Origin of the sequence: Kocuria sp. CPCC 205231 (genome assembly GCF_040980965.1) — a bacterium.
In the GTDB taxonomy this organism is placed as follows: Bacteria; Actinomycetota; Actinomycetes; order Actinomycetales; family Micrococcaceae; genus Kocuria; species Kocuria rosea.
The window spans coordinates 174,231-200,135 of the sequence record NZ_JAVKPP010000003.1 but is presented as its reverse complement, the minus strand read 5'-3'; the positions used below and the strand labels follow the sequence as shown (position 1 = coordinate 200,135).

Genomic DNA, 25,905 nt, shown 5'->3' with positions numbered 1-25,905 from the left:
TGTAGCCGTCCGCAGACCACTTCCCGCACCCGAGGACGACCATGACCCCTCAGTCCCCACCCGGCCGTGCCGCCGCGCCACGCGAGGCGTTCTCCAGCCGCACCGTCTTCATCCTGGCCGCGATCGGCTCCGCCGTCGGCCTCGGCAACATCTGGCGCTTCCCCTACATCGCCTACGAGAACGGCGGCGGGGCGTTCCTGATCCCGTACCTCGTCGCGCTGCTGACGGCCGGTCTGCCGCTGCTGATGCTCGAGTACGGCATCGGCCACCGCTTCCGCGCCTCGGCGCCGCTGGCCTACCGCCGCCTGCACCCCAAGACCGAGTGGATCGGCTGGTGGCAGATGGGCATCAGCTTCGTGATCGCCGTGTACTACGCCGTCATCCTCGGCTGGGCGATGCTCTACACGTTCTTCTCGTTCAGCAAGGCCTGGGGCGAGGACCCCGGCACGTTCTTCCTCGCGGACGTCCTGCAGACCTCCGACGAGGTGACCGTCGCGTTCGACTTCGTCCCCAGCGTCCTGGGCACCACCGCCGTGGCCTGGGTGGCGCTGCTGGTGGTCCTGCTGCTGGGCGTGCAGAAGGGCATCGGCCGGGTCAACCTCGTGCTCATCCCGCTGCTGGTGCTGATGTTCCTCGTGATCGTCGTCATCGCCCTGACGTTGCCCGGTGCAACGGACGGCCTGAACGCGCTGTTCACCCCGGACTGGGCCGCACTGGGCAACAGCGCCGTGTGGGTCGCCGCCTACGGCCAGATCTTCTTCTCGCTCTCGGTCGGCTTCGGCATCATGATCACCTACTCGTCCTACCTCAAGCCCAAGACGGACCTCACCAGCTCCGGTCTCGTGGTGGGCTTCGGCAACTCCAGCTTCGAGATCCTCGCCGGCATCGGCGTCTTCGCGGCACTGGGCTTCATGGCCGGGGTCGCCGGGGTGGGCGTCGACGAGGTCGCCACCTCGGGCATCGGCCTCGCGTTCATCGCGTTCCCGACGATCATCTCCCAGGCGCCCCTCGGCACCCTCATCGGGGTGCTGTTCTTCGCGTCGCTGACCTTCGCCGGGTTCACCTCGCTCGTGTCCATCGTCGAGGTCGTCGTCGCGGCGGTCCAGGACAAGCTCGGCCTGCGCCGGCGCACCGCCGTGGTGGCTGTCGTGGTGCCCATGGCGCTGATCTCCCTGGCCCTGTTCACGACCACCACGGGGCTGAACCTGCTCGACGTCACGGACAACTTCGTCAACCAGTTCGGCATCGTGGCCGCGGCACTCGTGTCCGTGATGCTCCTGACGGCCGGCTTCTCCGCGCTGCCGACCCTGCGGGACCACCTCAACTCGGTGTCCTCCTTCAAGCTGGGGCGCACCTGGATGGTCGTGGCCGGCGGGCTCACCCCGATCGTGCTGGGCTACATCCTCATCGACACGCTCACCACCACCGTGGCGGAGGGCTACGGCGAGATGCCCACCTGGTTCGTCAACACGTTCGGCTGGGGCATGGCGATCGGGCTCATCGTGATCGCCTACGTGCTCTCGAAGCTCCCGTGGCCAGGAGCCTCCCGGGCGAACGAGCTCAGCCCGTCCCCCGCGATCCTGGACGCCTTCACGGACCGGAACCGGATGGAGGGGGACCGGCACCTCTCCCACTGGTCGGACACCGCCCTGCGCACCCCGGCCCTCGACCAGGACTTCTCCTACCGCGCCCTCGCCGAGGGCACGGCCGGGTCCACGGGCCGGCACGCGGAGGCCCCCGCCGCGGCGACCGGCACGGCGCCCTGGAGCTCCGGCACCACGTCCAGCACCACCGGATCCCAGGAGGACCCCCGATGACCACTCCCGCCATCATCATGCTCATCGTGGCCGTGTGCACGGTGTGGGGCGGCTTCATCGCCGCCGTGCTCCACCTGCGGCGCACCCCCGAGGTCCCGGACAACGACCAGGGCTTCGGCGGCGACGACTACGTCCGCACCACCTGACCCCGTCCCGCACCCCCGGGACCAGCAGGAGGGCTCCCGGCGCCGCGCGGCGCCGGGAGCCCTCCTGCGCGTGGTGCTCAGGCGCGGCGCGCCCGCGGGGCGCGCACCGCGTCCAGCACGAGGAGCAGCACCGCGAGCCACACGAAGCAGAAGCTGACCCAGCGCTCCAGGGGCATCTGCTCGCCGAACACGAGCACGGCCAGCAGGAACTGCCCGATGGGCGCCACGTACTGGATCATGCCCACGGTGCTCAGCGGCAGGCGGGTCGCGGCGACCCCGAACAGGATCAGCGGCACGGCCGTGATCACGCCCGAGGACAGCATCAGCAGGAGGTGGCCGGTGCCCTCGCTGCCCAGGGTCAGCCTGCCGTCCGCCCCGAGCAGCGCCACGACGATCGCGGCCACCGGGGTCAGCGCCATCGTCTCCACGGTCAGCGTCACGATCGCCGGGTAGGACCCGCCCATCCGGTTCTTCACGAGGCCGTAGAAGCCGAAGGAGAAGGCCAGGCCCAGCGAGAGCCACGGCACCCGCCCGTAGAAGACGGCCATGACCACGACCGCCACGAACCCGATCCCCACGGCCGTCCACTGCAGGGCCCGCATCCGCTCCCGCAGCACCAGCACGCCGAGCAGGATGGCCACGAGGGGGTTGATGAAGTAGCCGAGGGAGGCCTCCAGGGTGTTCCCCGTGGTCGTGGCGACCGTGTAGAGCCACCAGTTGGCCCCGATCAGCAGGCCGGCCACGGCCAGGGTCCCGAGGGTGCGCGGAGCGCGCAGCGCCCGGCCCAGGGGGTGCAGCTGCCCGGTGAGCGCCAGCAGCGCCAGGCAGAAGACCAGGGAGAAGAGCACGCGCATCGCCACGATCTCCACCGGCGTGGCCGGCTCCAGGGCCACGAAGTACAGCGGGAGCAGGCCCCAGATCCCGTAGGCGGCGAATCCGGACAGCACTCCGGCCCGGGTCCTCGACTGCTCGTCGGGATCCGGGCCGGGTGCGGTGTTGTAGGCGGTCACGCTCGAGGGTACCGCCGGGGGTCAGAGGCCGAAGAATCGGCTGAAGAAGCCCTTCTTCCGCTCGCCCTGCTCCTCCTCGGCGGTCTCCTCGCCCTCCACCACGGGCTCCGTCCCGGCGCCGCCCGGGACACCGGGGCCGGCCACGACCTCGCGCTCCACCTGCGGCTCCGCGGCGGGCTCCCGGTGCTGCGCGGCGGCGGGCTCGGGCACCTCCTCGCTGGCCGGGCGGACGGGCTCGGGGCCGGGCACCACCGTGGTGCTCACGCGGCCCGGGCGCACCTCCCGGTCCGAGGGCTCCTGGTCGAACGGGAGGTCGGTCTCGGCGGCACCGGCGTGCGCGGCGGCCGGCTCCTCGGCCGGCCGGGGCTCCTCGGCCGGCTCGGGCCGGACGTGCTCCGTCTCGACGAAGTCGGGCACCTCGATCGGCTCGGGCTGCTCCCGGGGGGCCTCCTCGGGCACCGGGGTCTCCGCGGGAGCCGCCGGGGCCGCGGCGCGGTGCGGCTCGGCCTCCTGCCGGGCGGCCGTGGCCTCGGCGGCGGCACGGTCCTCGCGCAGGGTGGCGGCGCGCTCCTGGGCGTCCGCGGCCAGGTCCACCAGGATCTCGGGGCCCACGGACGGCTCGGCGGGCTCGACACCAGAGATCTGGTGGTCGTCGAACCAGAACCGCTGCGCGCCGTCCCGCACGGTCACCACGCACGTGGCCTCGGTGTCCCACTCGATGTGGGCGCCGCGCAGCTTGGCGTAGGAGTCCACGGCGAGGTTGTGGTCCACCGCGGTGTCCGTGGTCAGCGCCTCGGCGATGACCCGCATCATCCGCTCCACGGTGAGCTCGGGGAGCTCGAACTCGGGTCCGTCCAGCAGCAGCCACGCGGTGACGCCGCCGCCCGCTCCCGCGGGGTAGTGCGCGTACACGCCCGTCACGGCCTTGGCCGCCAGCGTCAGCCGGCGGGCGAGGCCCTCCGCCACGGGCAGCTCGTCGGTGGACAGCTCGTCCACGCCCAGCCGTTCCCCGGCCTCGCGGGCCTGGACCGCGGCGGAGACCACCGCGGCCGGGAAGTGGCCCAGCTCCTGCCAGGACCAGATCCAGGAGCCGCGGGAGGCGGACTCGGTGCCCAGCAGATAGGGCGTCAGGGTCACGGGGGGCTCGGTCTGCAGGGTGAACGCCGGCGCGGAGAAGTCGACGTCCCACCCGGCGCCCTGGGTCAGCTCGGCCAGCCTGGCCTGGTACTCGGTGGAGATGAAGATCGACTCGTCGATCAGTTCCTGCAGCGTTTTCGTCATGCGTCCAGGCTAGCAACCCTCGCGGGTGCGGGAGCGTCACGGCGGGCGCCGCCCGGTGCGTCGGCGGGGGCGCCGGACGGCCGCTCCGCCCGCGGCGGCCGGGGACCGCTTGGGTAGGGTGGGGCGAGACCCTCGGGGCCCCGCGGGTGCCGCGCCCGGCCCCGCGCCCGTCCCGTGACCACACGATCAGAGCAGGCCCCCTCGCGGGCCGGGAACGAGCCACCGCATGAGCGAGACCCCCGCCACTCCGACCCCCGGATCGGCCCGGCAGGAGCTGCTGAACACGATCGGCTCGTGGGTGCTCTCCGTGCTGCGCACGGAGCCGGGATGGGACCGGATGGTCGTGGACCTCAAGGTCCAGGGCGGGCGCGTGCACCTGCGCGTGCGCGAGCAGCGGGGCGACGAGGTGGTGCCCGGCACCGCCGGGCCCATCAAGGAGGACAGCGCCGTCATCCCCGCCGTCGAGCAGCTGCGGGAGAACGTCCACGTCCCGGGGCGCGGGACGTGGTTCACGGCCACGGTCGTGATCCTCGCCGAGGGCTGGCCCGAGCCGACCCACCGGATCGGAGGGACCTACGACCTCGACGGCGAGCCCCGCCAGTGGGGGACCGAGGGGCCGTTCACGGCCCAGGACGTCCTGGCGCACCTCGAGCGCTTCCCCCGCACCCGCGCCCGGATCCCCGCGTGGGCCCTCGAGCTCGCCCGGCGGGACGGTGTCGAGCTGCCCGTCCTCGCCCCGGGCGCCGAGCAGCAGGCCGACCCCGAGGGAGTCGTCAACCCCCTCGTGCGGGCGGCCGTCGACCGGTTCGTGAGCGCCCCCGACAACAAGGCGATGATCGAGGTCGTCCGGCAGTGCATGGCGGGCTCCCTGCTGCTGGACGTCACGGCCAGCGACCTCGTGGCGGGCCCGGGCGGGGAGGCCGTGGGCCCGGAGTCCACCCTGCGCGTCCAGACCCTGGGGGAGCCGGACGGCACGCGGTCCCTCGCCGCCTACACCTCGGCGGCGGAGGCCCAGGCCATGTTCGACCGCCACCACCCGGACGGCGGCAAGCCCGTGCTGCTGCGCGAGTCCGCCGTGAAGGTCCTGAAGATGCTCGCCGACGACCCGCAGCACGACCACCTGGTCATCGACCCGGCCCACCGCGGCTGCCGGATCAGCCGCCCCCAGGTGGAGTGGGCGATGCGGGCGCCGCGCAACGACGCCGTGAAGGCCGCGATGCTCGAGAACAACATGTCGCAGCTGCTCGCCGGGCTCCTGGCCCCGGACGCGGTGCTGCTGCTCGGCGCGCGCGTGCAGGACGGGCGCGCCGTGCCCGTCTACGCGAAGCCGCAGGAGGAGGGCGCCGCGCCGGACACCCTCCTGCTGTTCACGTCCGCGCCCGAGGTCGCCGTGCTGGACACCACCCTGGAGGTCCGCTCCGCGCCGGCCCGCCAGGCGCTGCGCTTCGCCCTCGACGCCGGGGCGCGGAAGGTCAGCATCAACGCGCACCCCCCGGTGGCCACGCTGACCGCCGACCAGCTCCGGGAGCTCCTGGCCCTCGTGGAGAAGGAGCCGGGGCAGGCAGGGGGCGCCGAGGCCGGGCCGGCTCCGGCCGGGGACGGCACCGGGCGGAGCTGAGTCCCGGCGGGCGGGTCAGCCCGCGGCGGGGAGGGGCTGCTCTGCGGAGGGCTGCTCCGGGGCGGCCTGCGCGGGGGCGGCTCCGGCCGCGAGGCAGTCGGCGCAGATGCCCTGGTAGACGACGTCGGCGGTGAGCAGCTGCATGCCGTGGTGCTCGGAGGGCGTGAGGCACGGGGCGTGGCCGACGGAGCAGTCGACGTCGGCCACCGTTCCGCAGCGCACGCAGTACGCGTGGTGGTGGTTGTCGCCGGTGCGGGTCTCGTACCGGGCCGGGGACGCGGGCGGCTCGAACTTGCGGAGCATGCCGACGGCCGTGAGGTCGGAGAGGACCACGTAGACGGACTGCAGGGTGATCGCCGGCAGCACCGTGCGGACGTCCGCGAGGACCTCGTCGGCGGTGGAGTGCGGGCGGCGGTCCACCGCGTCGAGGACGGCCAGCCGCTGCTTGGTGACCCGGCGGCCGTGGGAGCGCAACAGGTCCGACCACGCGGCGGCCCGGGCGGTGTCCGGTGCGGGGCGTTCCGTTGTCTGCATCCTTCTACCGTAGCGTTATCACGATGGACTCACAATAGCGGGACGCATCCGCCCCGCCCGTGTCCGCCATGGTCGATCCCTCGTGACAGTTCTGGTCGCACCGGCGGGCACCGGCTTTCACCCGCCTCTGACCTGCGCTTACGATGTGCGCGGGGGATGGGGGTCCGGCACCGTCGTCGTGGCGTGCGCGCCCGCGGGTCGGACGGGACGTTCCCGGAGCTCTTTCTTCCCGAACGACCGCGACCACCACGGAGACAGACATGACCCGTCCTGCCCACGCCCGTCCGAACGGCCCCGCCGGCGACCCTGAGGCGCTCCGTGACGACGTCCTCCTCGACGCCGCCCACTCCGGGGACGCCGACGCCTTCGGGGTGCTGCGGGAGCGGTACCACGGCACGGCCCTCGCCGTGGCGCGGTCGCGGACCGGCAGCACGGAGGAGGCGGAGGGCGTCGCCGCGGCGGCTCTCGGGCGGATCGAGCAGATCGTCGGCGAGGGCGGCGGACCCCGCGCCTTCCTCGGCGCCTTCGTCGTGTGGATGGTCGGGCGGGAGGCCGACGGCGGCACGCGGCCGGTCGCGCTGCCGGACGATCCCGCCGACCCCGCGTCCCTGGTCCGGGTCTTCAGCGGCCTGCCCGCCGAGTGGCAGGGCTTCCTCTGGCGCACCGAGGTGCTGGGCCAGAGCGCCCGCCGTGCCTCGGCGGCGCTGGGGCTCGGCGCGGTCGCGGCCGCCGGTCTGCACCGTGACATGGTCCGGGGTCTCCGCGGGCTCTACGGCCAGGCCTCGGCGGACCGGGCAGCGGGACCGGACTGCGCGGAGTTCTCCGCCGAGCTGCCCCACTTCGTCCGGGGCACCCGCGGGCAGCGGAGCCGGCGGGACGTCAAGGCGCACCTGGACGGGTGCGCCCGCTGCACCGCCGAGTACCTGGGCCGACAGGACATCGGGACGGGCCTGCGCACGTGGACGCTGCCCGTCCTGGCCGGTCTGCCGCTGTGGGGCACCGAGTCCCTCGAGCTCACCAACCTCATCGCCGCCGCCGGTGCGGGGACCGGCGCGGCCGCCGGAGCAGGGGCCGCAACGGGCGCCGCCGCGGCCGGTGCCCCCGCAGGGGTCGCTGCCGCCGGCGCGGGGGCCTCCCGTGCCCGTCCGGAGGACGCGCCGGGAACCTCGCCGTGGTCGAGCCGCAGGACGAAGGTCCTCCTGGGCGCAGGGGCCCTGGCGACCGCCGTGGCGGTCGCCGCGGTGGGCGTGTCCGGCGGGGGCGACCCGGTCCCGGCCGCCGACAGCCTCGCCGCCGAGCGGGCGCCGCGCACCGCCGAGGACCTGGAGAAGCCTCGCGCGGACGGTCCTGCGGCCGGAGCGGAGCAGGACGACGACGAGTCCGGTGCCGGGGTCTCCGCGGCGGAGCGCGACGGGAGCCCGTCCGGGTCGGACGAGGCCGCGGCCGGGCAGACGCCGGGCGACGCCCCGGCCGGCGCGACCCAGGACGGTGCTGGGCCGGAGGCCGCGGCCCTCGTGGCCGACGCCGACCGCAGCGATGACGACCTGGCCGGTGACGCTGTGGCCGGTGCCGGCCGCAGCGGTGACGACGCGGGCGCTGCGGCGGCCGCCGGCGGCGTGCCGGGACCGTCCGGGGACGGGGGTGCCACCCCGCCGCGGTCCGGTGCGGAGCGGCCGGCGTCGGTGCCGGGCGGGGACCGCGCCCCGAAGACCGGGACGCCCGGCGCGGCGTCGGGCGATGGAGCCGGAGCTGCCCGGGACGCGTCGTCCGGGGACGCGCCGAGGAGCGCGCCGCCGGCCCGCAGGGCCGACGCCCCCACGACCGCTCCCACACCGGCGCGGGAGGCGGGCACCCCCTCGCCCGTCCCGTCGGTCCTGACGCCGCAGCCGGTCGTGGACGCGAGCCCCGCGCCGTTCAAGGCGCCGGCGCCCCCGGCCCGGACGGCCGGACCGCCGAGCGACCCCACGCGCTCGGACGCCGCTCCCGGGCGCCGGCACGCGCAGCAGGGGGCCGGCGCCCCCGGGGTGCGGTACGCCGAGCGCGGGCCCCGGCACCGCGGGACGAGCTGGGACGACGACGGGTCCCGCGAGCGGAAGCACTCGGGGCGTCACAGCCGCGACCACCAGCGGGGGTCGGACGGGGCGCCCGGCCGCTCCGGCGGCCACGCCGACCAGGGGAAGGGCCGCTCCCACCGCTGAGCGCCCCGCCCCGCCCGCGCCTCCTGGGACCTGGCGTCGCCCGGCGGCCCCACGGCCCTCGGCGGCACTGTGTTACGAACGGGAACGGCTCGTGACAGGAGCGGCGTGCCGCGCTCCGCCGGGGCGCTCTACCATGGGCTCGGGGGACCGGGGGGTCCACAGTTCTGGAACCGCGCGCCGTCGGCGTGCGCCGTCATCGTCTTCGCCGGGGGCACGGCCCTGCGGCACCGCTCCCGGGTCGCCCGCACCGCAAGGTGACCGAGCGTTCCCGAGACCGACGGAGACCCCATGACGCGCACGACCGAGCCGCTCGCCCAGGGGCGCACCCCGCGCACCGACGAGGAGCTGCTCGCCGCGGTGCGGGCGCAGCAGCCCGACGCCTTCCCGGACCTGCGGGACCGGCACTGGCACACCGCCGTGGTCGTGGCGCGGCTCCACACGCCGAGCCGCCAGGACGCGGAGCAGCTGGCGGGCACCGCCTTCGACCAGGTCCTCGCGGAGCTCGGCGAGGAGACGCAGGACGAGGACGGGCCGGGGGTCTTCCTGCGGGCACGGCTGGTCGCCGTCGTCGGCCGGGCCGGCGTGGAGCGGGCGAGCGCGGCCGGGACGGTCACCGGCATCTATCTCGGTCTCCCCGCGTCGTGGCAGGCCGTGCTGTGGCACCTGGAGGTCGAGGCCCTCGGGCTCGAGCGGACGGCCGCGGTGCTCGGGCTGAGCCCCGCCGCCACCACCGCGCTGCACCTCGAGGCGCGCGCCGGGCTGCGGGCCGCCTACCGCCGGGCCAGGCAGGACCTGCCGACCCTCGCCGGGTGCGCGGACTGCGCGGCCGACCTCGGCGCCTTCGCCGACGGCGGCCTGTCCGCCGAGCGGACGCAGGCCGTGCAGGACCACCTCGACGAGTGCCCGCGCTGCACCGCCGACCACCTGTACCTGCAGGACACCGAAGCAGGCCTGCGCGGCTGGCTGCTGCCCGTGCTCGCCGGGGTGCCGCTGTGGGACGTCCGGACCGACGAGCTCGTGGAGCTGGTCCGGGCCGCGGGACGGATGAGCGCCGGGCGACTCGGCGCGGCCCCGGGCACCGACGTGGCCGGCGGGGCCCTCGCCGCCGTCCACGTCACCCGGCGGGGCCGGAAGGTGCTGCTCGGCGCCGGGGCCCTGGCGGCCGCGGCGGCGCTGGCCGGGATCGTCGTGACCGGCTCCGGCGGTCCCGGCGACGGGACGACACAGGCCACGGGGCGCCTCGGCGGCTCCGGCGCGACGGGCCCCTCCGCGCCGGAGGCCTCCGCACCCGCGGCCTCCGCCGGGGACGACGGCGCGGCCACCATGGCCCGCGGCGCCGGTGCAGCGGTGCCCGGTGGTGCCGGCGGGGTGCTGTCGCTGCCGACCTCCGAGCCGTCCCCCGGCCCCCTGACCGAGGCCGCGGCCGAGGCACGGACCGCCGGGGCGGGCGGCGGAACGATCACCACCGCGGCCACGACGGACGGACCGGCCGCCGGCTCACGGGAGGCCGCCGCCGATGCCGGCGCGTCGACCGGGCGTCGCACCGAGGCGGCCCCCTCCACCCGGGGGAGCGTCCAGGACGACGGCCGAGCGCCCCGGCCCGCGGCGGCGGGTGGACGGCCCTCGGACAGCGGCACCCCCGGCGGCTCCTCGGCGGCCGGCGGCGGCACTCCTGCGCCGCTGCCCGCGGCCGACGACGACGGCAGCCCGGCCGGGGAGGCCCCTGTCGAGCAACCCCCGGCCGCCGGGCCGACCGAGCCCAGGACGCCGGTGACCGAGAGCCCGGGCACCGAGCCACCCGCGGAGGAGGTCCCGGCCCCGGAGACCCCGGGCGCGGAACAGCCCCCGGCAGAGTCCCCGGCTCCGGAGGCCCCCGAGGCCCCGGCGTCAGAGCCCGCGGCAACGGCGCCCGCGGCAACGGTGCCTCCGGCCGAGGAGCTCCCGTCGACCGGAGCAACCGGGCCGGGGAACCCGTCCCCGGAGCCCGGAGCCCGGTGCCGGCGGTGCCACTCCTCCCACCCCCGGCGGGTGACCGCGGCGATCCCTCCGGCACCGGGCGACGAGCACGCCCGGCGCCGGCTGGGAGAACCCTGGGCGTCGCCCGGCCCGGGAAGACCGGCGCCGCCGGCGCCGTTGTGCCCAACGGAAGACCCCCGTTCCCGATGAAGGAGCCGCACCCGCGATGCACAGCCACAACAACGGGCTCAAGACCGTCCTGCTGCTCGGCGGCCTGTGGGCGGTGCTGCTGGCCATCGGGTGGGTCGTGGCGAGCGGGACGGGCAGCAGCGTCTTCATCTGGGTCTTCGCGCTGATCGGCCTGGCGTCCACGGCGTACAGCTACTGGAACAGCGACAAGCTCGCCCTGCGCTCCATGCGCGCCATCCCGATCACCGAGCAGCAGGCGCCGGGCTACTACCGGATCGTGCGGGAGCTGTCGCAGCGGGCGAACCAGCCGATGCCCCGTCTGTTCATCGCCCCGACGATGAGCCCCAACGCCTTCGCCACCGGACGGAACCCGGAGAACTCGGCGGTGTGCGTGACCGAGGGCATCCTCCAGCTGCTCGACGAGCGCGAGCTGCGGGGCGTGCTGGGCCACGAGCTGATGCACGTCTACAACCGGGACATCCTCACGTCCTCGATCGCCGCGGCCGTGGCCGGCATCATCACCTCGGCCGCGCAGTTCCTCCAGTTCTCGGCCATCTTCGGCGGGGGGCGGGGCGGTGACCGCGGCAACCCTCTCGTGGGGCTGCTCCTGGCCTTCCTGGCGCCGCTCGCCGCGACCGTCATCCAGCTCGCGGTCTCCCGCACCCGCGAGTACGACGCCGACGAGGACGGCGCGCAGCTCACGGGCGATCCGCTCGCGCTGGCCTCCGCCCTGCGCAAGATCGAGATGGGCACGAACGCCCGGCCGCTGAACCCCGCCGACCAGAAGCTCGTCAACACCTCGCACCTGATGATCGCCAACCCGTTCCGCGGCGGCGGCGCCTCCAGCCTGTTCCGGACCCATCCGCCGACCGCGGACCGCGTGGCCCGGCTCGAGGGCATGGCGGGGATCGGCCGCCGCTGAGCCCGCCCGCCGACGACGACGGAGCCGCCCACCTCGCGAGGTGGGCGGCTCCGTCGTCGCACGGGGGGAGCGGCGCGAGCCGCGCCGCGGGACGAGCTCAGCGGTAGTTGATGAACTGCAGGTCCACCTCGAGATCCGAGCCCTTGAGCAGCGTGATGACGTCCTGGAGGTCGTCGCGGGACTTCGACGACACCCGCAGCTCGTCGCCCTGGATGGTGGCCTTCACGCCCTTGGGGCCCTCGTCGCGGATGAGCTTGGTGATCTTCTTCGCCTGGTCCTGGGCGATGCCCTCCTTCACGGAGGCCTCGATCCGGTACTCCTTGCCGGAGGCGAAGGGCTCCCCGGCGTCGAGGGACTTCAGGGAGATGCCGCGCTTGACCAGCTTCGACTGGAAGACGTCGAGGACGGCGTTGACGCGCTCCTCGGAGTTCGCCTTCATGAGGATCTTCTCGCCGGAGAAGTCGATCTCGGCGCCCACGCCCTTGAAGTCGTAGCGCTGCGCGATCTCCTTCTGGGCCTGGTTCAGGGCGTTGGACACCTCCTGCTTGTCGACCTTGCTGACGACGTCGAACGAGGAATCGCTGGCCATGCTGCCTCCTGGGCTGGGACGGTGGACGGGCGGCGTGCGGCCCGCAGGACTGTGTCCCAGCCTACCGGGGAGGGCCCCGTCACCGTTTCGTGACCTGCGCCCAAGGATCCGTCCAGGTCGGTCTCCCAGGATGGCGGCATGAGCACATCCGAGGGTCACGACGACGTGACGCCCGGCCCGGGGCGGACCCGGCGCGGAAGCGCCGTGGCGGCCACCGCGCTGGCGGCGGTCCTGCTGATGGGCATCGGGCTGGGACCGGCGGCCGCGACCGCCGACGGGACGGCGCCGCCGGCCCGACCGGGCACGGGGGCCTCGGCCACCGAACGGCTCGACCCCCAGGCGGCGCAGCGGCTGATCGGCGTCGCCGAGGACCTCGCGGACGCCGTGACCCACGGCGAGATCACCGCGGAGCAGGCGGAGAAGTTCCTCCAGCAGGTGTGCGAGCGGCTCGCCGCCTGAGCCGTCCCCGGCAATTTCGCATCGCGCCGGATCTTCTGTACTGTTGAACTGCTCCCGCACGCGGGGGCGGCCACCACCGGTCCGGAAGGGCCGGCGGGAGCACCCCGGCAGATTACCCGAGCGGCCAAAGGGGGCTGACTGTAAATCAGCTGGCAATGCCTACGGGGGTTCGAATCCCTCATCTGCCACGAGTTCCACCACGAAGGCCCCGGTCCGCGGACCGGGGCCTTCGTCGTCCCCGGTCACGGCGGGGTCACCACGTCCCCCGCCGCCGGGACGCACCCGCCGCCCCCAGCCGCCAGGAGAGCGCCGGGGCGGTGCCCGGGCGGGTGCCGGAGGTGCCCCGGCCCGCGCGGAATTCCGCGCCGAGTCCCCTGATCCGGGGACACGCCGACGGCGCCGCCGCGCCGTTCCACCCTTAACAATTGCTAAGAACATGAATATCCTTGTAGCTTGAGGCGACAGCATCATCCGGCCACGTGCCAGCACTCCCCGAGCCGGCACGTCGGGACCCCCTACTCCGGATGACCAGCAGCACGACCGACCCCGCAGCGCTCCCGCCGGCGTGCCACGCCGAGGACGCTGGGAAGGACTGTGCCGCGCGCTGGTACCCCAGGGGCAGGCCCGGGGTTCTGAATGATTGAGGAGACAGACCGATATGACTGCTGTGAAGAAGTGGGTGGCCGCGGGTTCGTCGGCTGCCGTCCTGGCCGGAGGCCTGTTCCTGGGCGCCCCCGCCGCCCATGCCGACACCTGTGTGGCCCCCGCCGCCAGCACCGCGGTGACCAACCTGGTCACCGCCGCCGACCACCTCTACGACGCGGGCACGCACTTCAACTCCCTCGTCACCGACCAGGCGGTCCTGGGCCAGCTCCAGACCCAGCAGGCCGTGCTGGAGGACGCCATCGTGAACGACGCCACCGTCGACCGTGCGCAGGGCGCCTGGACCGAGATCCTGCGCCTGCAGGAGTCCTACGCGGCCTCGAGCAGCGATCCTGCCGTGGACGAGGCCTACGCGGCGAGCTCCGCCGCCGCGGCCGGCTTCCAGGCCGCCGCCGTGGACGCCCGCGCGCAGGGCGAGGTCTTCATGGAGGACGGCGCCGATCTCGTGGCGCTCTTCCAGGGCAACTGCGACGTCCTGGGCGCCGGGGGCGGCTCCGACGACTGGAGCGACTCGGACGACGGGGCCGGCACCGACTCCGGCGTGAACCAGGGCATCAACATGCAAACCGCCGAGGAGGGCGGGCTCAGCACCGGCGTGCTGGCCGGCCTGCTGGCCGCCGGTGCGGCCGTGTCCGGGGCCGTGGCCTTCCGGGTGCGCCGCGCCCGCGCCTGATCCCGAACCGCTGACCGCCCTGGTGCCGCGCTCGCGCGGCACCAGGGCGCAGCCATTTCCCGAGCCGACCCCCGGAGGACGCCAGCATGGACGCACCCGAGCAGCAGACCGCGCCGCGCCGTCGTGCGGGCACGCGCTGGGCCGCCGTCGGCGGTCTCGGCGCCGTGGCCGCCCTGTCCGCGGTCCTGCTGACCGGCCCCTGGGGCGCGGAGGACACCGGCTCCCCGGCCCCGACGGCCACCGCGCCGGTGGAGGCATCCTCGGTGATGCCTCCGAGCGCGGCGGCCACGCGGACGCCGTCCGTCGCAGCGCCCGCCGCCGACCGGCCGGCGGCGGCGGCCCCCGTGCGGCTGACCGTCGAGGACGCCCGGTTCGACGTGACCGTCCTGCCGCTGACGCCGAGCGAGCAGGAGCTGGCCACGGAGCTGCTGGTCCCGCCGGACACCCTGGACGGCTACTGGCTCACCCCGTACGGCATGCCGGGCGAGGGCTCGGAGAACACCACGTACATCACCGGCCACAGCTGGGAGGACCGGGACGCCCCGTTCAACCGGCTGAGCGATCCCGGGCTCGTGGGCAGCGAGATCGAGCTGGAGACCGGGTCCGGGACGCTGGAGTACGTGGTGGACTCGGTGGTCACCCACGACAAGAACACCCTGAAGGACAGCGACATCTGGCGCATCGTCCCGGACCGGCTGGTCATCGTCAGCTGCTACACCGAGGACCTCTGGGGGAAGAACGTGGTGCTCACGGCGTCCCCCGCGCCGGCCTGAGCCGGAGTCCCCGGCCCCGAGCGCCGGGTCCCGGCACCGGGCGTCAGCCCAGGGCGGCGCGGACCCGCGGCACCACCTCGGCGCCCAGCAGCGTGATCGACTCGAGCACCAGGTGGTGCGGGACGCCTCCCGCGTCCATCCGGAGCAGGAGGCGCTGGTGGCCGAGCGCGCGCTGCTGCGCCACGATCTTGGCGACCACCTCGTCCACGTCCCCCACCACGAGGGTCCCGTCCGGGCCGCACTCCCGGTCGTACTCCTCCCGGGACCAGCGGGGATCCGCCGGCCCGACAGGCCCGTGGCTGCGGGCCCCCGCCGCGAAGTAGGGGTGGCTGAGCTCCCGGGCCTGCGCCGGGGTGCGCGCGACGAAGCCCGGCACGTTCAGGCCCACCGGGGTGCCGACGTCCCGGCCGGACGCCTCGAGGGCCCGCCGGTAGGCCTCGACGACGGGCACCGCCCCGGTGAAGGGGCCGTGCGTGCGCAGCAGGGCGAGGGGCAGCCCGAGGGCGCCGGCGCGGGCCACGGAGGCCGGCGTGCCGGAGCTGCCCAGCCAGATCGGCAGGCACGGCTGCAGCGGGCGCGGCTCGAGCTCGAGCTCGACGCCGTCCCGGGCGAGCGGACCGGCGAAGGTCGGGGGACTGGTCTCCCGCAGCGTGAGGAGCCGGCGCAGCTTCTCCTCGAACAGGGCGTCGTGGTCCTGCTGCTCCAGCCCGAGGGCGCGCAGCACGCGCTGCGAGGCGCCGCGGCCCACGATCATCTCGGCCCGGCCGCCGGAGATGTTGTCCAGCATGGCGATCTGCTCGTAGAGCCGCACCGGGTCCCCGGCCGTGAGCACGGAGACGGCCGTGGTGAGCCGCAGGAGGTGGGTGCGGCCGGCGATGGCGGAGAGCAGCACCACGGGGGAGGCCGCCACCACGTCCGTCCCGTGGTTCTCCCCGACGCCGATCACGGTGAGCCCGGCACGCTCCGCGGCCTCGGCCTGCTCGATGATGTCCCGCAGGCGCTGGCGGCTGTCGGGCCGGGTGCCCGTCACGGGGTCCGGGACCACCTCGCCCAGCGAGAAGATGCCGATCTCGAAGTTCATGGCGCACCTCGGCGTGCACGGGGTCTGTCCCCGGACCGGCGTCCCGGTCCCGGAGCCCGCGCCGGAGGCCCGGCCCGGACGCCCAGTCTAGTGCGCGCCGGCGGTGCGGTCTTGAGCCGGCAGTGAAATCCTGTGCCCCCGGCCGGCTCTGCCTCTACGCTGGAGGGCATGGCTACTGTTGACATCACCCAGGACACCCTGGGCCAGACCATCGCCGAGAACGACATCGTCCTGCTCGACTGGTGGGCCGAGTGGTGCGGACCCTGCAAGCAGTTCGCACCGACCTACGAGGCCGCCTCGGAGAAGCACGAGGACATCGTCTTCGGGAAGGTCGACACCGAGGAGCAGCAGATGCTCGCCGCGTCGGCCCAGATCTCGTCGATCCCCACGCTCATGGCCTTCCGCGAGGGCATCCTGGTCTTCTCCCAGCCGGGCGCCCTGCCCGCCTCCGCCCTCGACCAGGTCATCGACGCCGTCAAGGGCCTCGACATGGAAGAGGTCCGCGCCGAGGTCGCCAAGCAGTCCCAGGACGCGCCCAACGCCTGACCCCTCCCGCACCACCGCGCCGGGCCCCGCCTCTTCCGTGAGGCGGGGCCCGGCGTCGTCGTGCCCGGACCGCCCGGTGCCCCCGGGCGCGGGGGCACCGGGGGTGCCGGGGCAGCTCAGACGAGGCCCGTGACGCCGAGCAGGGAGCCCACGGCGAACGTGGCGACGAGGGCGAGGGCGCCGCCGACGACGACGCGCAGGGCCGCGCGACCTGTCTGCGGCGTACCCCCGAGACGGGCCCCGAGCCAGCCGGTCAGGGCGAGCGCCGCGAGCACGGCGACGAACGTCACGGGGAGCCGCCACTCCTCCGGCGGCAGCAGGATCGCCAGGAGGGGCAGCAGGGCGCCGAGCAGGAAGGACAGCGCGGAGGCGACCGCCGCGTTCCAGGGGCTGACGATGTCCTCCGCGTCGATGTTGAGCTCGGCGTCGAGGTGCGCGGCCAGGGCGTCGTGCTCGGTCAGCTCCTCCGCGACCCGCCGTGCGGTGTCCTCGGAGAGTCCCTTGGCCTGGTAGATCTCGGCGAGCTCCTGCAGCTCCGCCTCGGGCATCTCGGCGAGCTCCCGCTCCTCCTTCTCGATCAGGGCCCGGTGCGAGTCCGACTGGCTGGAGACGGAGACGTACTCGCCCAGGGCCATGGACAGGGCCCCGCCCACGAGCGCGGCGGCGCCCGCGGTGAGGATCGCGCTCGAGCTGGCGGTGGCGCCCGCGACGCCGACGACCGTCGCGGCGACCGAGACGATGCCGTCGTTGGCGCCCAGCACCCCGGCCCGCAGCTTGTTCATCCGCTCGGTGTAGCCCACGCCGTGGGGCTCCTGGATCACGTGTTCGGTGGTCATGGCTCCATTGAACGCCCGCCGGTGCGGCCGTGCCAGCAAGGACAGGATGTCCTCACCGGCACGCGCCGGAGGGCCACCGGCGCTCACCGGCGCCGGTGGTCCTCCGGGTGCAGCCGCGGAGCGAACGAGGGCTTGCGGAAGCCGGAGGCCCGCAGCAGGCGCACGACCCGCTGCCGGTCGCCCCGCCACGGCTCCAGCAGCTCCAGCATCCGGCGGTCGTCGCCGGGACGCCGGTCGAAGAACCAGCACACGGTGTCCGCGAGGTGGAAGTCGAAGACGCTGACCGAGTCCGGGTCCCCGTGCGTGCACTGGACGATCTCCGCGACCGTCCAGGGCCCCAGGCCGGGGATCGAGCGCAGCCCCCGGTGCAGCTCGGCGTCCAGCGGGGCCCGGCCCAGGCGCTCCAGGGCGGCGGCCCGTCCGGCCACGCGGCGGACGGTGGCGGCCCGGGCGCCGTCGACCCCCGCCCGGTGCCACTCCCACACGGGCACCCGGCACCACGCCTCGGCGGTCGGGGCGATCCGCATCCCCTCCGGCGCCGGACCGGGGGCAGGTTCGCCGTGGCGCCGGACGAGCTGCCGGTGGGCCGCCACGGCCTCGCGGACGGTGACGCGCTGCTCGAGCACCGAGAGCACGGCGCGGTCCAGCACCCGGCCGGTCGAGGGCAGCCGCAGCCCCGGGTGGTGGTGCCGGGCGACGCGCAGCCGGTGGGGGAGCGCGCCGAAGGCGTCCGAGGCCTCGAACCGCTCCCACGCGTCCTCCGCGCCCGCCCAGCGCGGGGCCTCCAGCAGGAACTGCTCGGCGCCCGGTCCCCACGCGCGCACGCGCACGGGCCGCTGCAGGGGCCGGCCGGCGCCGGTGCGGGAGAACAGCGCCGTGACCGGGCCCGCCGGCGTCCGGGCGGTGACCCACACGGCGTCGGGCGCCGCGACCCGGACCAGGGGATCGGCGCTGCCGCGGCCCAGCACGCCGAGCGTCTGGCCCAGGTGCAGCGCGCCCTCGGGGTCCCACACGAGCTCGGCGTCCGGGGCCACCGGGAGCCGGCGGGCGGGCGGGGGAGCGGTGACGGCCATGAGACCATGATGGCAGTCCTGTCCGACGGCGCCCCCCCCGCCACCGAGGAGGCCATGCCCGCCACCGCGCTCCGCCGCGCCGCCCCGCCGGCCCGTCCCGCGCCGCTGACCGGGCGGGCGCGGCTGGTGCCGCTGGGCGTGGGGCTCCTCGTGCTCGTCCTGTACGTGTGGTGGTCCCTGCTCCAGTGGCACCGCTGGGAGGTCCCGTCCTGGGACCTGGGGATCTTCACCCAGCTCGCCAAGTCCTACGCCGCCGGGGACGGCCCGGTCGTGCACATCAAGGGCCACGGCGTGAACCTGCTGGGCGACCACTTCCACCCGATCCTGGTGCTGCTGGGGCCGGTCTACGCGCTGTTCCCGTCCGCGCTGACCCTCCTCGTGGTCCAGGACGTCCTCGTGGCCGTCTCCGCGGGGGCACTGACGGGCTTCGCGGTCCGGGCGCTGGGCCCGGGCCCGGGCGCGGCCCTGGGGCTCGCCTACGGGATCAGCTTCGGGCTGCAGGCCGCCGTCGCGGTGCAGTTCCACGAGGTGGCCTTCGCCCTGCCGCTGCTGGTTCTCGCCCTCGGCTGCCTGGTGGAGCGGCGGTGGACGGCGGCCGCGCTGTGGGCCGCCCCCGTCGCCTTCGTCAAGGAGGACCTGGGCGTCACGGTCGCGGTGCTCGGCCTGGTGCTCGCCTGGCGGGCGCACCGCGAGGCGGACGGGGACCGGCGCCCGGTGGCGCTCGGGCTCGCCCTCGCCGCGTGGGGCGCGGCCTGGTCCGCGCTCGCGGTGACCGTGGTGCTGCCCGCCCTGAGCCCGGACGGCCGGTTCGCGTACGCGGACCGGCTGGACCTCGCAGCGGTGGCGGCCGACCCCGCCGGGGCCCTGGTCTCCCTGGTGCTGCCGGGCCAGAAGGCGCACACCTGGCTGGCCGTGCTGGCGGTGGGCGTGGTGGTCGCCGTGCGCTCGCCGCTGGCGCTCGTGGCGCTGCCCACGCTGCTCTGGCGGATGCTCTCGCCGAACCACGGCTACTGGGGCACGGGCTGGCACTACAGCGCCGTCCTCATGCCCATTGTCTTCGTCGCCCTGCTCGACGCCGTGCTGCGGCTGCGCGGCGGACGCCTCCGGCGGCTCGCCCGGGCCGCGCCGGCACTGGCGCTCGTCGTCGCGCTCCTGATGGTCCCGGGGCGCCCGCTGGCCGACCTCGTGGACCCCGCCGCCTACCGTCCGGACCCCCGGGCGGGCGCCAAGGCCGCGGTCGTCGCGGCCGTCCCCGAGGGGGCGAGCGTGGCCACGGACCTGACCCTCCTGCACCACCTCGTGCCCGGCGCGCAGGTGCACTGGCTGGGGTCCGAGGGCGATCCCGCCCCCGACTACGTGGTGGTCGACCGGCTCGGGGCCGCGTGGGGCGGGAACCCGCCGGGGGACGTGGCCGGCTGGGCCCGGCAGCGCTACGGCGCCGGCTACACCGAGGTGCGTGACGAGAAGCACCTCGTGCTGGTGCGCCGCCGGGGCTGACCGCGCCGTCGCGTGCGCTAGACTGGACGGACCGAATCCGGTCACTCCCTCACTTTCTCGTGCAACGCGATGCCGTCCGCGCATCGTGTTCGGCCGCGGCCCGTGCCGCGCCGAGTCCGACGCTCCCGCCCCGTGCGGGGCTCCAAGTGGTTGGCAGGGACGTCCGGACACCACGACCGTGGCCGACGCCCCTGGGCATGCTCCCGGGCCGCCACCCGCACAGATAACGAGGCACTTCTCCATGACCGTCGACACCCCCAGCACCCCCGGCACCGCCGAGGAGCACACCATCACCTTCGCCGAGCTCGGCATCGACTCCCGGGTGCTCGCCACCCTGGACGAGGTCGGCTACGAGAACCCCACGCCCATCCAGGCCGCCACCATCCCGGTGCTGCTGCAGGGCAAGGACGTGGTGGGCCTGGCCCAGACCGGCACCGGCAAGACCGCGGCCTTCGCCGTGCCCGCGCTGTCCCGGCTCGCCGAGCTCTCCGACGTCAACGGCGTCTCCCGCGACACCCAGGTCCTGGTGCTCGCCCCGACCCGCGAGCTTGCCCTCCAGGTCGGCGAGGCGTTCTCCTCCTACGCCACCCACCTCGAGGACTTCACCGTCCTGCCGGTCTACGGCGGCTCCCCCTACGGTCCGCAGCTGGCCGGGCTGCGCCGCGGCGCCCAGGTGGTCGTCGGCACGCCCGGCCGCGTGATCGACCACCTCAAGAAGGGGTCCCTCGACCTGTCCCACCTGCAGTACGTGGTCCTCGACGAGGCCGACGAGATGCTGCGCATGGGCTTCGCCGAGGACGTCGAGCAGATCCTCTCGCAGACGCCCGTCGAGAAGCAGGTCGCCCTGTTCTCCGCGACCATGCCCCCCGCGATCCGCAAGATCGCCAAGCAGTACCTGCGGGACCCGCAGGAGATCGCCGTCAAGGGCAAGACCACCACGGGCACCAACACCCGCCAGCGGTACCTGCAGGTCATGGGCTCCCACAAGATGGAGGCCATGACCCGCATCCTCGAGGTCGGGGACTACGACGGCGTCATCGTCTTCGTGCGCACCAAGGCCGCCACCGAGGAGGTCGCCGACCGGCTCAAGGCCCGCGGCTACGCGGCCGCCGCGATCAACGGCGACATCCCGCAGAACATGCGCGAGCGCACGGTCGAGGCCCTGCGCGAGGGCAAGATCGACGTCCTCGTGGCCACGGACGTCGCGGCCCGCGGGCTCGACGTCGAGCGCATCTCGCTCGTGGTCAACTACGACATCCCGCACGACACCGAGTCCTACGTGCACCGGATCGGGCGCACCGGCCGCGCCGGGCGCTCCGGCGAGGCGATCCTGTTCATGACCCCGCGGGAGAAGTACCTGCTGCGCGCGATCGAGAAGGCCACCCGCCAGCCGGTGGAGCTCATGCGCATGCCCTCCACGGAGGACGTGAACCAGACCCGCAAGGACAAGTTCGCCCAGCAGATCACGGACACCATGGAGTCCGAGGACCTCGGCCAGTTCCGCGAGCTCGTCGAGCAGTACCAGGCGGAGCACGACGTCGACGCCGTGGAGATCGCCGCCGCGATCGCCGTGATGGCCCAGGACGGGCGGCCCTTCTTCGTGGAGGAGCTGCCCGAGCCGGTGCAGCGCACCCGCGACCGGGACCGTCCGGGGCGGGACGGCGACGACCGTCCGCGCCGCGAGCCGCGCACCGAGAAGGGCATGGCCACCTACCGGATGTCCGTCGGCCACCGGCACCGCGTCTCGCCGGGCTCCGTGGTGGGGGCCCTCACCAACGAGGGCGGGCTGAGCGGCGAGCAGATCGGGGCGATCGACATCCGCTCGACCCACACCCTCGTGGGCCTGCCCGAGAACCTGCCCGCCTCCACCCTGGACCGGCTCTCCCGCACGCGCATCAACGGTGAGCTCATCCAGCTCGAGGCCGACCGCGGCCCGGGCGCCGGCGGCCGGACCCGGCCCCGCAGCACCTCGTCCTCCTACCAGGACCGCCCCCGCCGCGGCGGCGGCGCCCGGGGCGACGACTCCCGCGGCGGCTACCAGGGCAAGCGCTCCGGGTACTCCGCGGGCGACCGGGACGGCGAGAAGCCGTTCCGCAAGCCGCGCAGCAAGAAGTACTGAGCCCGGGGGCAGGACCCCGGACCGGGAGGAGGGACGGGCCGCACGGCCCGTCCCTCCTTCATCTGCCTCTCACGTGCCGTCGATAGGCTGGGGCGCATGTCGGGCGCGCGGTGGGAGAGGGTGCGGACGGAGCTGCGGTCCGTGCGCAGCCGGGTGCTCGCCACGACCATCGCCTTCCTGGCGGTCGCCCTCCTCGCCGTGGGCGGGATCACCCACTACCTGCGCCTGGTGGACCTCGACGAGTCCGTGCGCCAGGACATCGTCCAGGAGGCGGGGGAGCTGCAGCGGCTCGCGCAGCGCGGACCGCTCGGCCCGGACGCCTCCCTCTCGGAGGACCTGGACGCCACGGCCGAGGAGCCGTTCACGGACCTGCCGCAGCTCTTCTACACCTTCATGACCACCACGGTGCCCGGGGAGCACGAGAGCATCCTCGCGCTCGTCGGCGGCGAGCCGGCGTTCGAGCACGCCGACCGGTCACGGTTCCAGCTCGACGCCCCCGCCACGCTCGCCGCGGCCGTGGAGCGGGCCCGGCCCGGGCAGACCGTCGTCTTCGACCTCGAGCAGGACGGCCGGACGCTCCGTCTCGGCGTCATCTCGGTGGTCCTGGACGAGGACCCGCGCCAGGGCTACCTCGTGGTCGGCTTCGACATGAGCGCCCAGCGCCGGATCGTGCTGGACTCGCTGTGGCGCTACCTCGGCATCGCCGCCCTCACGACGGTCGTGGCGGGGCTGGTGGCCTACGTCCTGGTGGGCCGGGTCACCGCCCCGATCACCCGCCTGCGCCGGGCCACGGAGCAGATCAGCCCGGACGACCTGGGGCGACGCGTTCCCGTCACGCAGGACGACTCGGACGTGGGCCAGCTCGCCGTGAACTTCAACGGCATGCTCAGCCGGATCGAGGCGGCCTTCGTCCAGCAGCGCCAGTTCCTCGACGACGCCGCGCACGAGCTGCGCACCCCCCTGACCATCCTGCACGGCAACCTCGAGCTGATGGACGAGCACGACCCCGCCGACGTCGAGGAGACCCGGGCGATGCTCCTCGACGAGATCGAGCGGATGAACCGCCTCGTGGAGGACCTGCTGCTGCTCGCCAAGGCCCAGCGCGCCGACTTCATCCGCCCCGGCCCCGTGGACGTCCCCGCCTGGCTCGACGACACGATGGACCGGCTGCGCGCGCTGGGGGACCGGCGCTGGGAGCTCGAGGCGCGGGCCGAGGGGCAGGTCGTGGCCGACGCGCAGCGGCTCACCCAGGCGGTCGTGCAGCTCGCCGCCAACGCGGTGAAGTTCTCCGCCCCCGGGGACCTCGTGGCCCTCGGCGCCGCCTGGGCCACCGGGCCCGCCGCGCCCGGCGAGGACACCCCCGCGCGCAGCCTCGAGGTGTGGGTCCGGGACACCGGCGTGGGCGTGGCCCCGGAGGACCAGCAGCGGATCTTCGAGCGCTTCGGCCGGGCCGAGACCGGGCGCACCGTGGAGGGCTCCGGGCTCGGCCTCGCGATCGTGGCCGCCATCGCCCACGGGCACGGCGGGACCGTGGGGCTGCGGTCGAGCCCCGGCCGCGGCGCCACGTTCACGCTCCGGCTGCCGGAGTCCCCGCCCGCCGCGGCCCCGGTCCCCCCGTCCGGTGCCGCCGGGTCCGGTGCCGCGGTGCCTCCGGCCCCCGTGCCCGGTCCCGACCTCAGCCCCGCACCCTCCAGGAAGTAGAGGCACCCCATGGCCAGCATCCTCATCGCCGAGGACGAGGAGCGCATCGCGCGCTTCATCCAGAAGGGCCTGCGCGCCGCGGGCTACACGACCACCGTGGTCGAGGACGGCACGAGCGCCCTCGACTACGCGAGCACCGGGGAGTTCGACCTGCTCGTCCTCGACGTGGGTCTGCCGGGCATGGACGGCTTCCAGGTGCTCTCGGTGCTGCGGTCCCTGGGCTTCTCGATCCCCGTGATCATGTGCACCGCCCGCGACTCGGTCGAGGACACCGTCGCGGGGCTGGAGCAGGGGGCCGACGACTACCTCGCGAAGCCGTTCCGGTTCCAGGAGCTGCTGGCCCGCGTCCGGGCCCGGCTCCGGGACCGCGCGGTGGCCGAGCAGACCGCCGACGGGCTGCGCTACGGCGGGCTCGCCCTCGACGTCGGGACCCGGTGCGCGGTGCTCGAGGACCGGCAGGTCGAGCTCTCCGCCCGGGAGTTCGCCATGGCCAGGGCGTTCCTCGAGAGCCCCGGTCAGGTGCTGACGCGCGAGCAGCTGCTGAACAAGGTCTGGGGCTACGACTTCGACGGCTCGTCCAACGTGGTGGACGTCTACGTCCGCTACCTGCGCAACAAGCTCGGCGCGGAGCGCATCGTCACCGTGCGCGGAGCCGGCTACCGCCTCGCCAAGCTCTGATCGGCACCGGCCCGGTAGGGTGATCCGGGGCACGGCCCCGGCCACCCGACGGACCGATCTGACGAGGAACCAGCATGAGCGAAGCGAACGAGAAGTCTTTCGCGGCCCACCGAGCCCGCACGGACGACGACGGCGGGGCGCCCGCCAAGTGGAAGATCATCGGCCCCGGCCTGGTGGTGGCCGCCACGGGCGTCGGCGCCGCCGACATGGTCGCCACCCTGGTCGCCGGGTCCCGGTACGGGTACGGACTGCTGTGGGCGGTGATCCTCGGCGTGATCCTCAAGATCATCCTCGTGGAGGGCGCCGGGCGCTTCACCCTGGCCACCGGCAGGACGATCTTCGAGGGCTGGCGGTCACTGGGCCGCTGGACCACCTGGTACTTCGGCCCGTACATCATGATCTGGGGCTTCGTCTACGGCGCCACCGCGATGTCCTCGGCGGCGCTGCCCCTCGCGGCGGTGTTCCCCGTCCTGCCCCTGTGGGCCTGGGCGATCATCATGGGGCTGCTCGGCTTCGTCATGGTGTGGTTCGGGAAGTACTCCTTCTTCGAGAAGGTCACCGCCGCCCTGGTCGGCCTGATGTTCGTCACCGTGGTGGGGCTGGCGGTCATCGCCGCCCCCAACATCCCCGAGATGCTGACGGGCCTGGTGCCCGTCATCCCGGAGGGCGGCGTGCTCTACACGCTGGCGCTCGCCGGGGGCGTGGGCGGCACCATCACCTTGGCCGCCTACGGCTACTGGCTGCGCGAGAAGGGGTGGTACACGCCCAAGTGGATGCGCGTCATGCGGATCGACAACTCCATGGCCTACGTCGTGACGGGGGTCTTCGTCATCGCCATGCTCGTGGTGGGCGCCGAGGTGGTCCGCTCCGCCGGGGTGGCGCTCAGCTCCGGTGACGAGGGCCTGCTCGACCTCTACGCCGTGCTGCGCGCGGAGTACGGCGACGTGGTCGGCACCGGCTTCCTCATCGGCTTCTGGGCCGCGTCCTTCTCCTCGATCATCGGCGTCTGGAACGGCGTCTCCCTCATGTTCGCGGACTTCTGGGGCAACATCCGCGGCAAGGAGTCCGGCCACCCCGACACCCGGGTGGGCGGCAAGTACTTCCGCTTCTACGTGCTGTGGCTGACGTTCCCGCCCATGGTCCTCTTCGCCCTGGGGCAGCCGATCGGCCTGATCCTGGCCTACGGCGTCCTCGGCTCGCTGTTCATGCCGTTCCTCGCCCTCACGCTGCTGGGCCTGCTCAACGGCAGCCGGATCCCGAAGGAGTGGGCCAACAAGCTCCACACCAACATCGCCCTGGGCATCACGGCCCTGCTCTTCGCCGTCCTGGGCGGCCAGCAGCTGGTCAAGGCGGTCGCGCCGGTCTTCGGCGGCTGAGCCGGCCCGCGGCCGGTCCACGCGGGCGGACCGGCCCGCCGGGGCCTCCGGGCCGGTCCCGGCGGGCCGGGCGTCCGCAGATGAGAACCTTTTCATCGACGGCTCATGTTCTCATCATGTCCCTCGGCCACAGTGGGCGGCAGCCGCACCGGCGCCGGACCCACCGGCGC

The 25,905-nt window shown here is 74.6% G+C and carries 22 protein-coding genes and 1 tRNA gene; 16 read left to right on the top strand and 7 right to left on the bottom strand.

The genetic code is table 11. The annotated features are described in order from the left end of the window. Positions 1–41: 41 nt before the first annotated feature. Both RF640_RS04215 and RF640_RS04210 read left to right on the top strand, forming a co-directional pair. Positions 42–1,817, top strand: a complete 1,776-nt coding sequence (locus RF640_RS04215) for a sodium-dependent transporter (protein WP_176337817.1) — start codon at positions 42–44, stop codon at positions 1,815–1,817. Continuing rightward, positions 1,814–1,963 (top strand): methionine/alanine import family NSS transporter small subunit, encoded by a 150-nt coding sequence (locus tag RF640_RS04210; RefSeq protein WP_017832443.1) that lies wholly within the window; start codon positions 1,814–1,816, stop codon positions 1,961–1,963. Before RF640_RS04215 ends, RF640_RS04210 begins: the two co-directional genes overlap by 4 nt. A gap of 77 nt (positions 1,964–2,040) precedes the next feature. Here RF640_RS04210 and rarD read toward each other — a convergent pair whose 3' ends face one another. Both rarD and RF640_RS04200 read right to left on the bottom strand, forming a co-directional pair. Continuing rightward, on the bottom strand, positions 2,041–2,973 hold the full coding sequence (rarD, locus tag RF640_RS04205; RefSeq protein ID WP_109268142.1) for an EamA family transporter RarD: 933 nt from the start codon (positions 2,971–2,973) through the stop codon (positions 2,041–2,043). A gap of 21 nt (positions 2,974–2,994) precedes the next feature. After that, positions 2,995–4,254 (bottom strand): DUF6882 domain-containing protein, encoded by a 1,260-nt coding sequence (locus RF640_RS04200; RefSeq protein ID WP_115162919.1) that lies wholly within the window; start codon positions 4,252–4,254, stop codon positions 2,995–2,997. 226 nt (positions 4,255–4,480) lie between these two features. Between RF640_RS04200 and RF640_RS04195 the strand changes: the two genes are divergently transcribed. Then, on the top strand, positions 4,481–5,872 hold the full coding sequence (locus tag RF640_RS04195; protein ID WP_368826710.1) for an SseB family protein: 1,392 nt from the start codon (positions 4,481–4,483) through the stop codon (positions 5,870–5,872). A gap of 15 nt (positions 5,873–5,887) precedes the next feature. Here the strand turns inward: RF640_RS04195 and RF640_RS04190 are convergent, their stop codons facing one another. Beyond that, positions 5,888–6,406: a Fur family transcriptional regulator gene (locus RF640_RS04190; RefSeq protein WP_251355416.1), complete on the bottom strand. Its 519-nt coding sequence runs from the start codon at positions 6,404–6,406 to the stop codon at positions 5,888–5,890. Positions 6,407–6,666: 260 nt separating this feature from the next. Between RF640_RS04190 and RF640_RS04185 the strand changes: the two genes are divergently transcribed. From RF640_RS04185 to htpX, 3 genes are all read left to right on the top strand, one after another. Continuing rightward, the gene (locus RF640_RS04185) at positions 6,667–8,604 is read left to right on the top strand and encodes a zf-HC2 domain-containing protein (protein ID WP_368826708.1); all 1,938 of its coding nucleotides are present in this window, start codon (positions 6,667–6,669) and stop codon (positions 8,602–8,604) included. Positions 8,605–8,892: 288 nt separating this feature from the next. Further along, positions 8,893–10,770, top strand: a complete 1,878-nt coding sequence (locus RF640_RS04180) for a zf-HC2 domain-containing protein (RefSeq protein ID WP_368826706.1) — start codon at positions 8,893–8,895, stop codon at positions 10,768–10,770. Between the two features lie 16 nt (positions 10,771–10,786). After that, positions 10,787–11,671 (top strand): zinc metalloprotease HtpX, encoded by an 885-nt coding sequence (gene htpX, locus RF640_RS04175; RefSeq protein ID WP_017832436.1) that lies wholly within the window; start codon positions 10,787–10,789, stop codon positions 11,669–11,671. Between the two features lie 97 nt (positions 11,672–11,768). On the opposite strand, the gene RF640_RS04170 is transcribed toward htpX, so the two are convergent. Next, complete coding sequence (locus RF640_RS04170; RefSeq protein WP_017832435.1) at positions 11,769–12,260, bottom strand: YajQ family cyclic di-GMP-binding protein; 492 nt, start codon at positions 12,258–12,260, stop codon at positions 11,769–11,771. Positions 12,261–12,398: 138 nt separating this feature from the next. Between RF640_RS04170 and RF640_RS04165 the strand changes: the two genes are divergently transcribed. The 4 genes from RF640_RS04165 (at position 12,399) to RF640_RS04150 (ending at position 14,828) form a co-directional block, all read left to right on the top strand. Then, on the top strand, positions 12,399–12,719 hold the full coding sequence (locus RF640_RS04165) for a hypothetical protein (RefSeq protein WP_017832434.1): 321 nt from the start codon (positions 12,399–12,401) through the stop codon (positions 12,717–12,719). Between the two features lie 106 nt (positions 12,720–12,825). After that, a tRNA-Tyr gene (locus RF640_RS04160) sits at positions 12,826–12,907 on the top strand. Positions 12,908–13,377: 470 nt separating this feature from the next. Beyond that, complete coding sequence (locus RF640_RS04155) at positions 13,378–14,055, top strand: hypothetical protein (RefSeq protein ID WP_368826703.1); 678 nt, start codon at positions 13,378–13,380, stop codon at positions 14,053–14,055. Positions 14,056–14,141: 86 nt separating this feature from the next. Continuing rightward, positions 14,142–14,828 (top strand): class F sortase, encoded by a 687-nt coding sequence (locus RF640_RS04150; protein ID WP_126350301.1) that lies wholly within the window; start codon positions 14,142–14,144, stop codon positions 14,826–14,828. 43 nt (positions 14,829–14,871) lie between these two features. Here the strand turns inward: RF640_RS04150 and RF640_RS04145 are convergent, their stop codons facing one another. Next, positions 14,872–15,909 (bottom strand): LLM class flavin-dependent oxidoreductase, encoded by a 1,038-nt coding sequence (locus RF640_RS04145; RefSeq protein WP_109221996.1) that lies wholly within the window; start codon positions 15,907–15,909, stop codon positions 14,872–14,874. 168 nt (positions 15,910–16,077) lie between these two features. Here RF640_RS04145 and trxA point away from each other — a divergent pair, with 168 nt between their 5' ends. Then, positions 16,078–16,455 carry a thioredoxin gene (gene trxA, locus RF640_RS04140; protein WP_035924949.1) on the top strand — a complete coding sequence of 126 codons (378 nt, stop codon included), beginning with the start codon at positions 16,078–16,080 and terminating at the stop codon, positions 16,453–16,455. 116 nt (positions 16,456–16,571) lie between these two features. On the opposite strand, the gene RF640_RS04135 is transcribed toward trxA, so the two are convergent. Both RF640_RS04135 and RF640_RS04130 read right to left on the bottom strand, forming a co-directional pair. Next, the gene (locus RF640_RS04135) at positions 16,572–17,291 is read right to left on the bottom strand and encodes a VIT family protein (protein WP_109221997.1); all 720 of its coding nucleotides are present in this window, start codon (positions 17,289–17,291) and stop codon (positions 16,572–16,574) included. An 83-nt stretch (positions 17,292–17,374) separates the two neighbouring features. Then, a complete protein-coding gene (locus RF640_RS04130; RefSeq protein WP_017834261.1) occupies positions 17,375–18,364 on the bottom strand; it encodes a DNA-3-methyladenine glycosylase in 990 nt (329 codons plus the stop codon). A gap of 6 nt (positions 18,365–18,370) precedes the next feature. Between RF640_RS04130 and RF640_RS04125 the strand changes: the two genes are divergently transcribed. The 5 genes from RF640_RS04125 to RF640_RS04105 all read left to right on the top strand — a co-directional run bounded on the left by RF640_RS04125 (position 18,371) and on the right by RF640_RS04105 (position 25,735). Continuing rightward, positions 18,371–19,861 carry a DUF2079 domain-containing protein gene (locus RF640_RS04125; RefSeq protein ID WP_368826699.1) on the top strand — a complete coding sequence of 497 codons (1,491 nt, stop codon included), beginning with the start codon at positions 18,371–18,373 and terminating at the stop codon, positions 19,859–19,861. A 241-nt stretch (positions 19,862–20,102) separates the two neighbouring features. After that, positions 20,103–21,980, top strand: a complete 1,878-nt coding sequence (locus tag RF640_RS04120; protein WP_035924945.1) for a DEAD/DEAH box helicase — start codon at positions 20,103–20,105, stop codon at positions 21,978–21,980. 96 nt (positions 21,981–22,076) lie between these two features. Then, the gene (locus tag RF640_RS04115; RefSeq protein WP_081994267.1) at positions 22,077–23,681 is read left to right on the top strand and encodes a cell wall metabolism sensor histidine kinase WalK; all 1,605 of its coding nucleotides are present in this window, start codon (positions 22,077–22,079) and stop codon (positions 23,679–23,681) included. A gap of 9 nt (positions 23,682–23,690) precedes the next feature. Continuing rightward, entirely contained in the window at positions 23,691–24,359 is a 669-nt protein-coding gene (locus RF640_RS04110) for a response regulator transcription factor (protein ID WP_109222000.1), read from the top strand. A 74-nt stretch (positions 24,360–24,433) separates the two neighbouring features. Next, a complete protein-coding gene (locus RF640_RS04105) occupies positions 24,434–25,735 on the top strand; it encodes an Nramp family divalent metal transporter (protein ID WP_368826697.1) in 1,302 nt (433 codons plus the stop codon). Positions 25,736–25,905 lie beyond the last annotated feature (170 nt).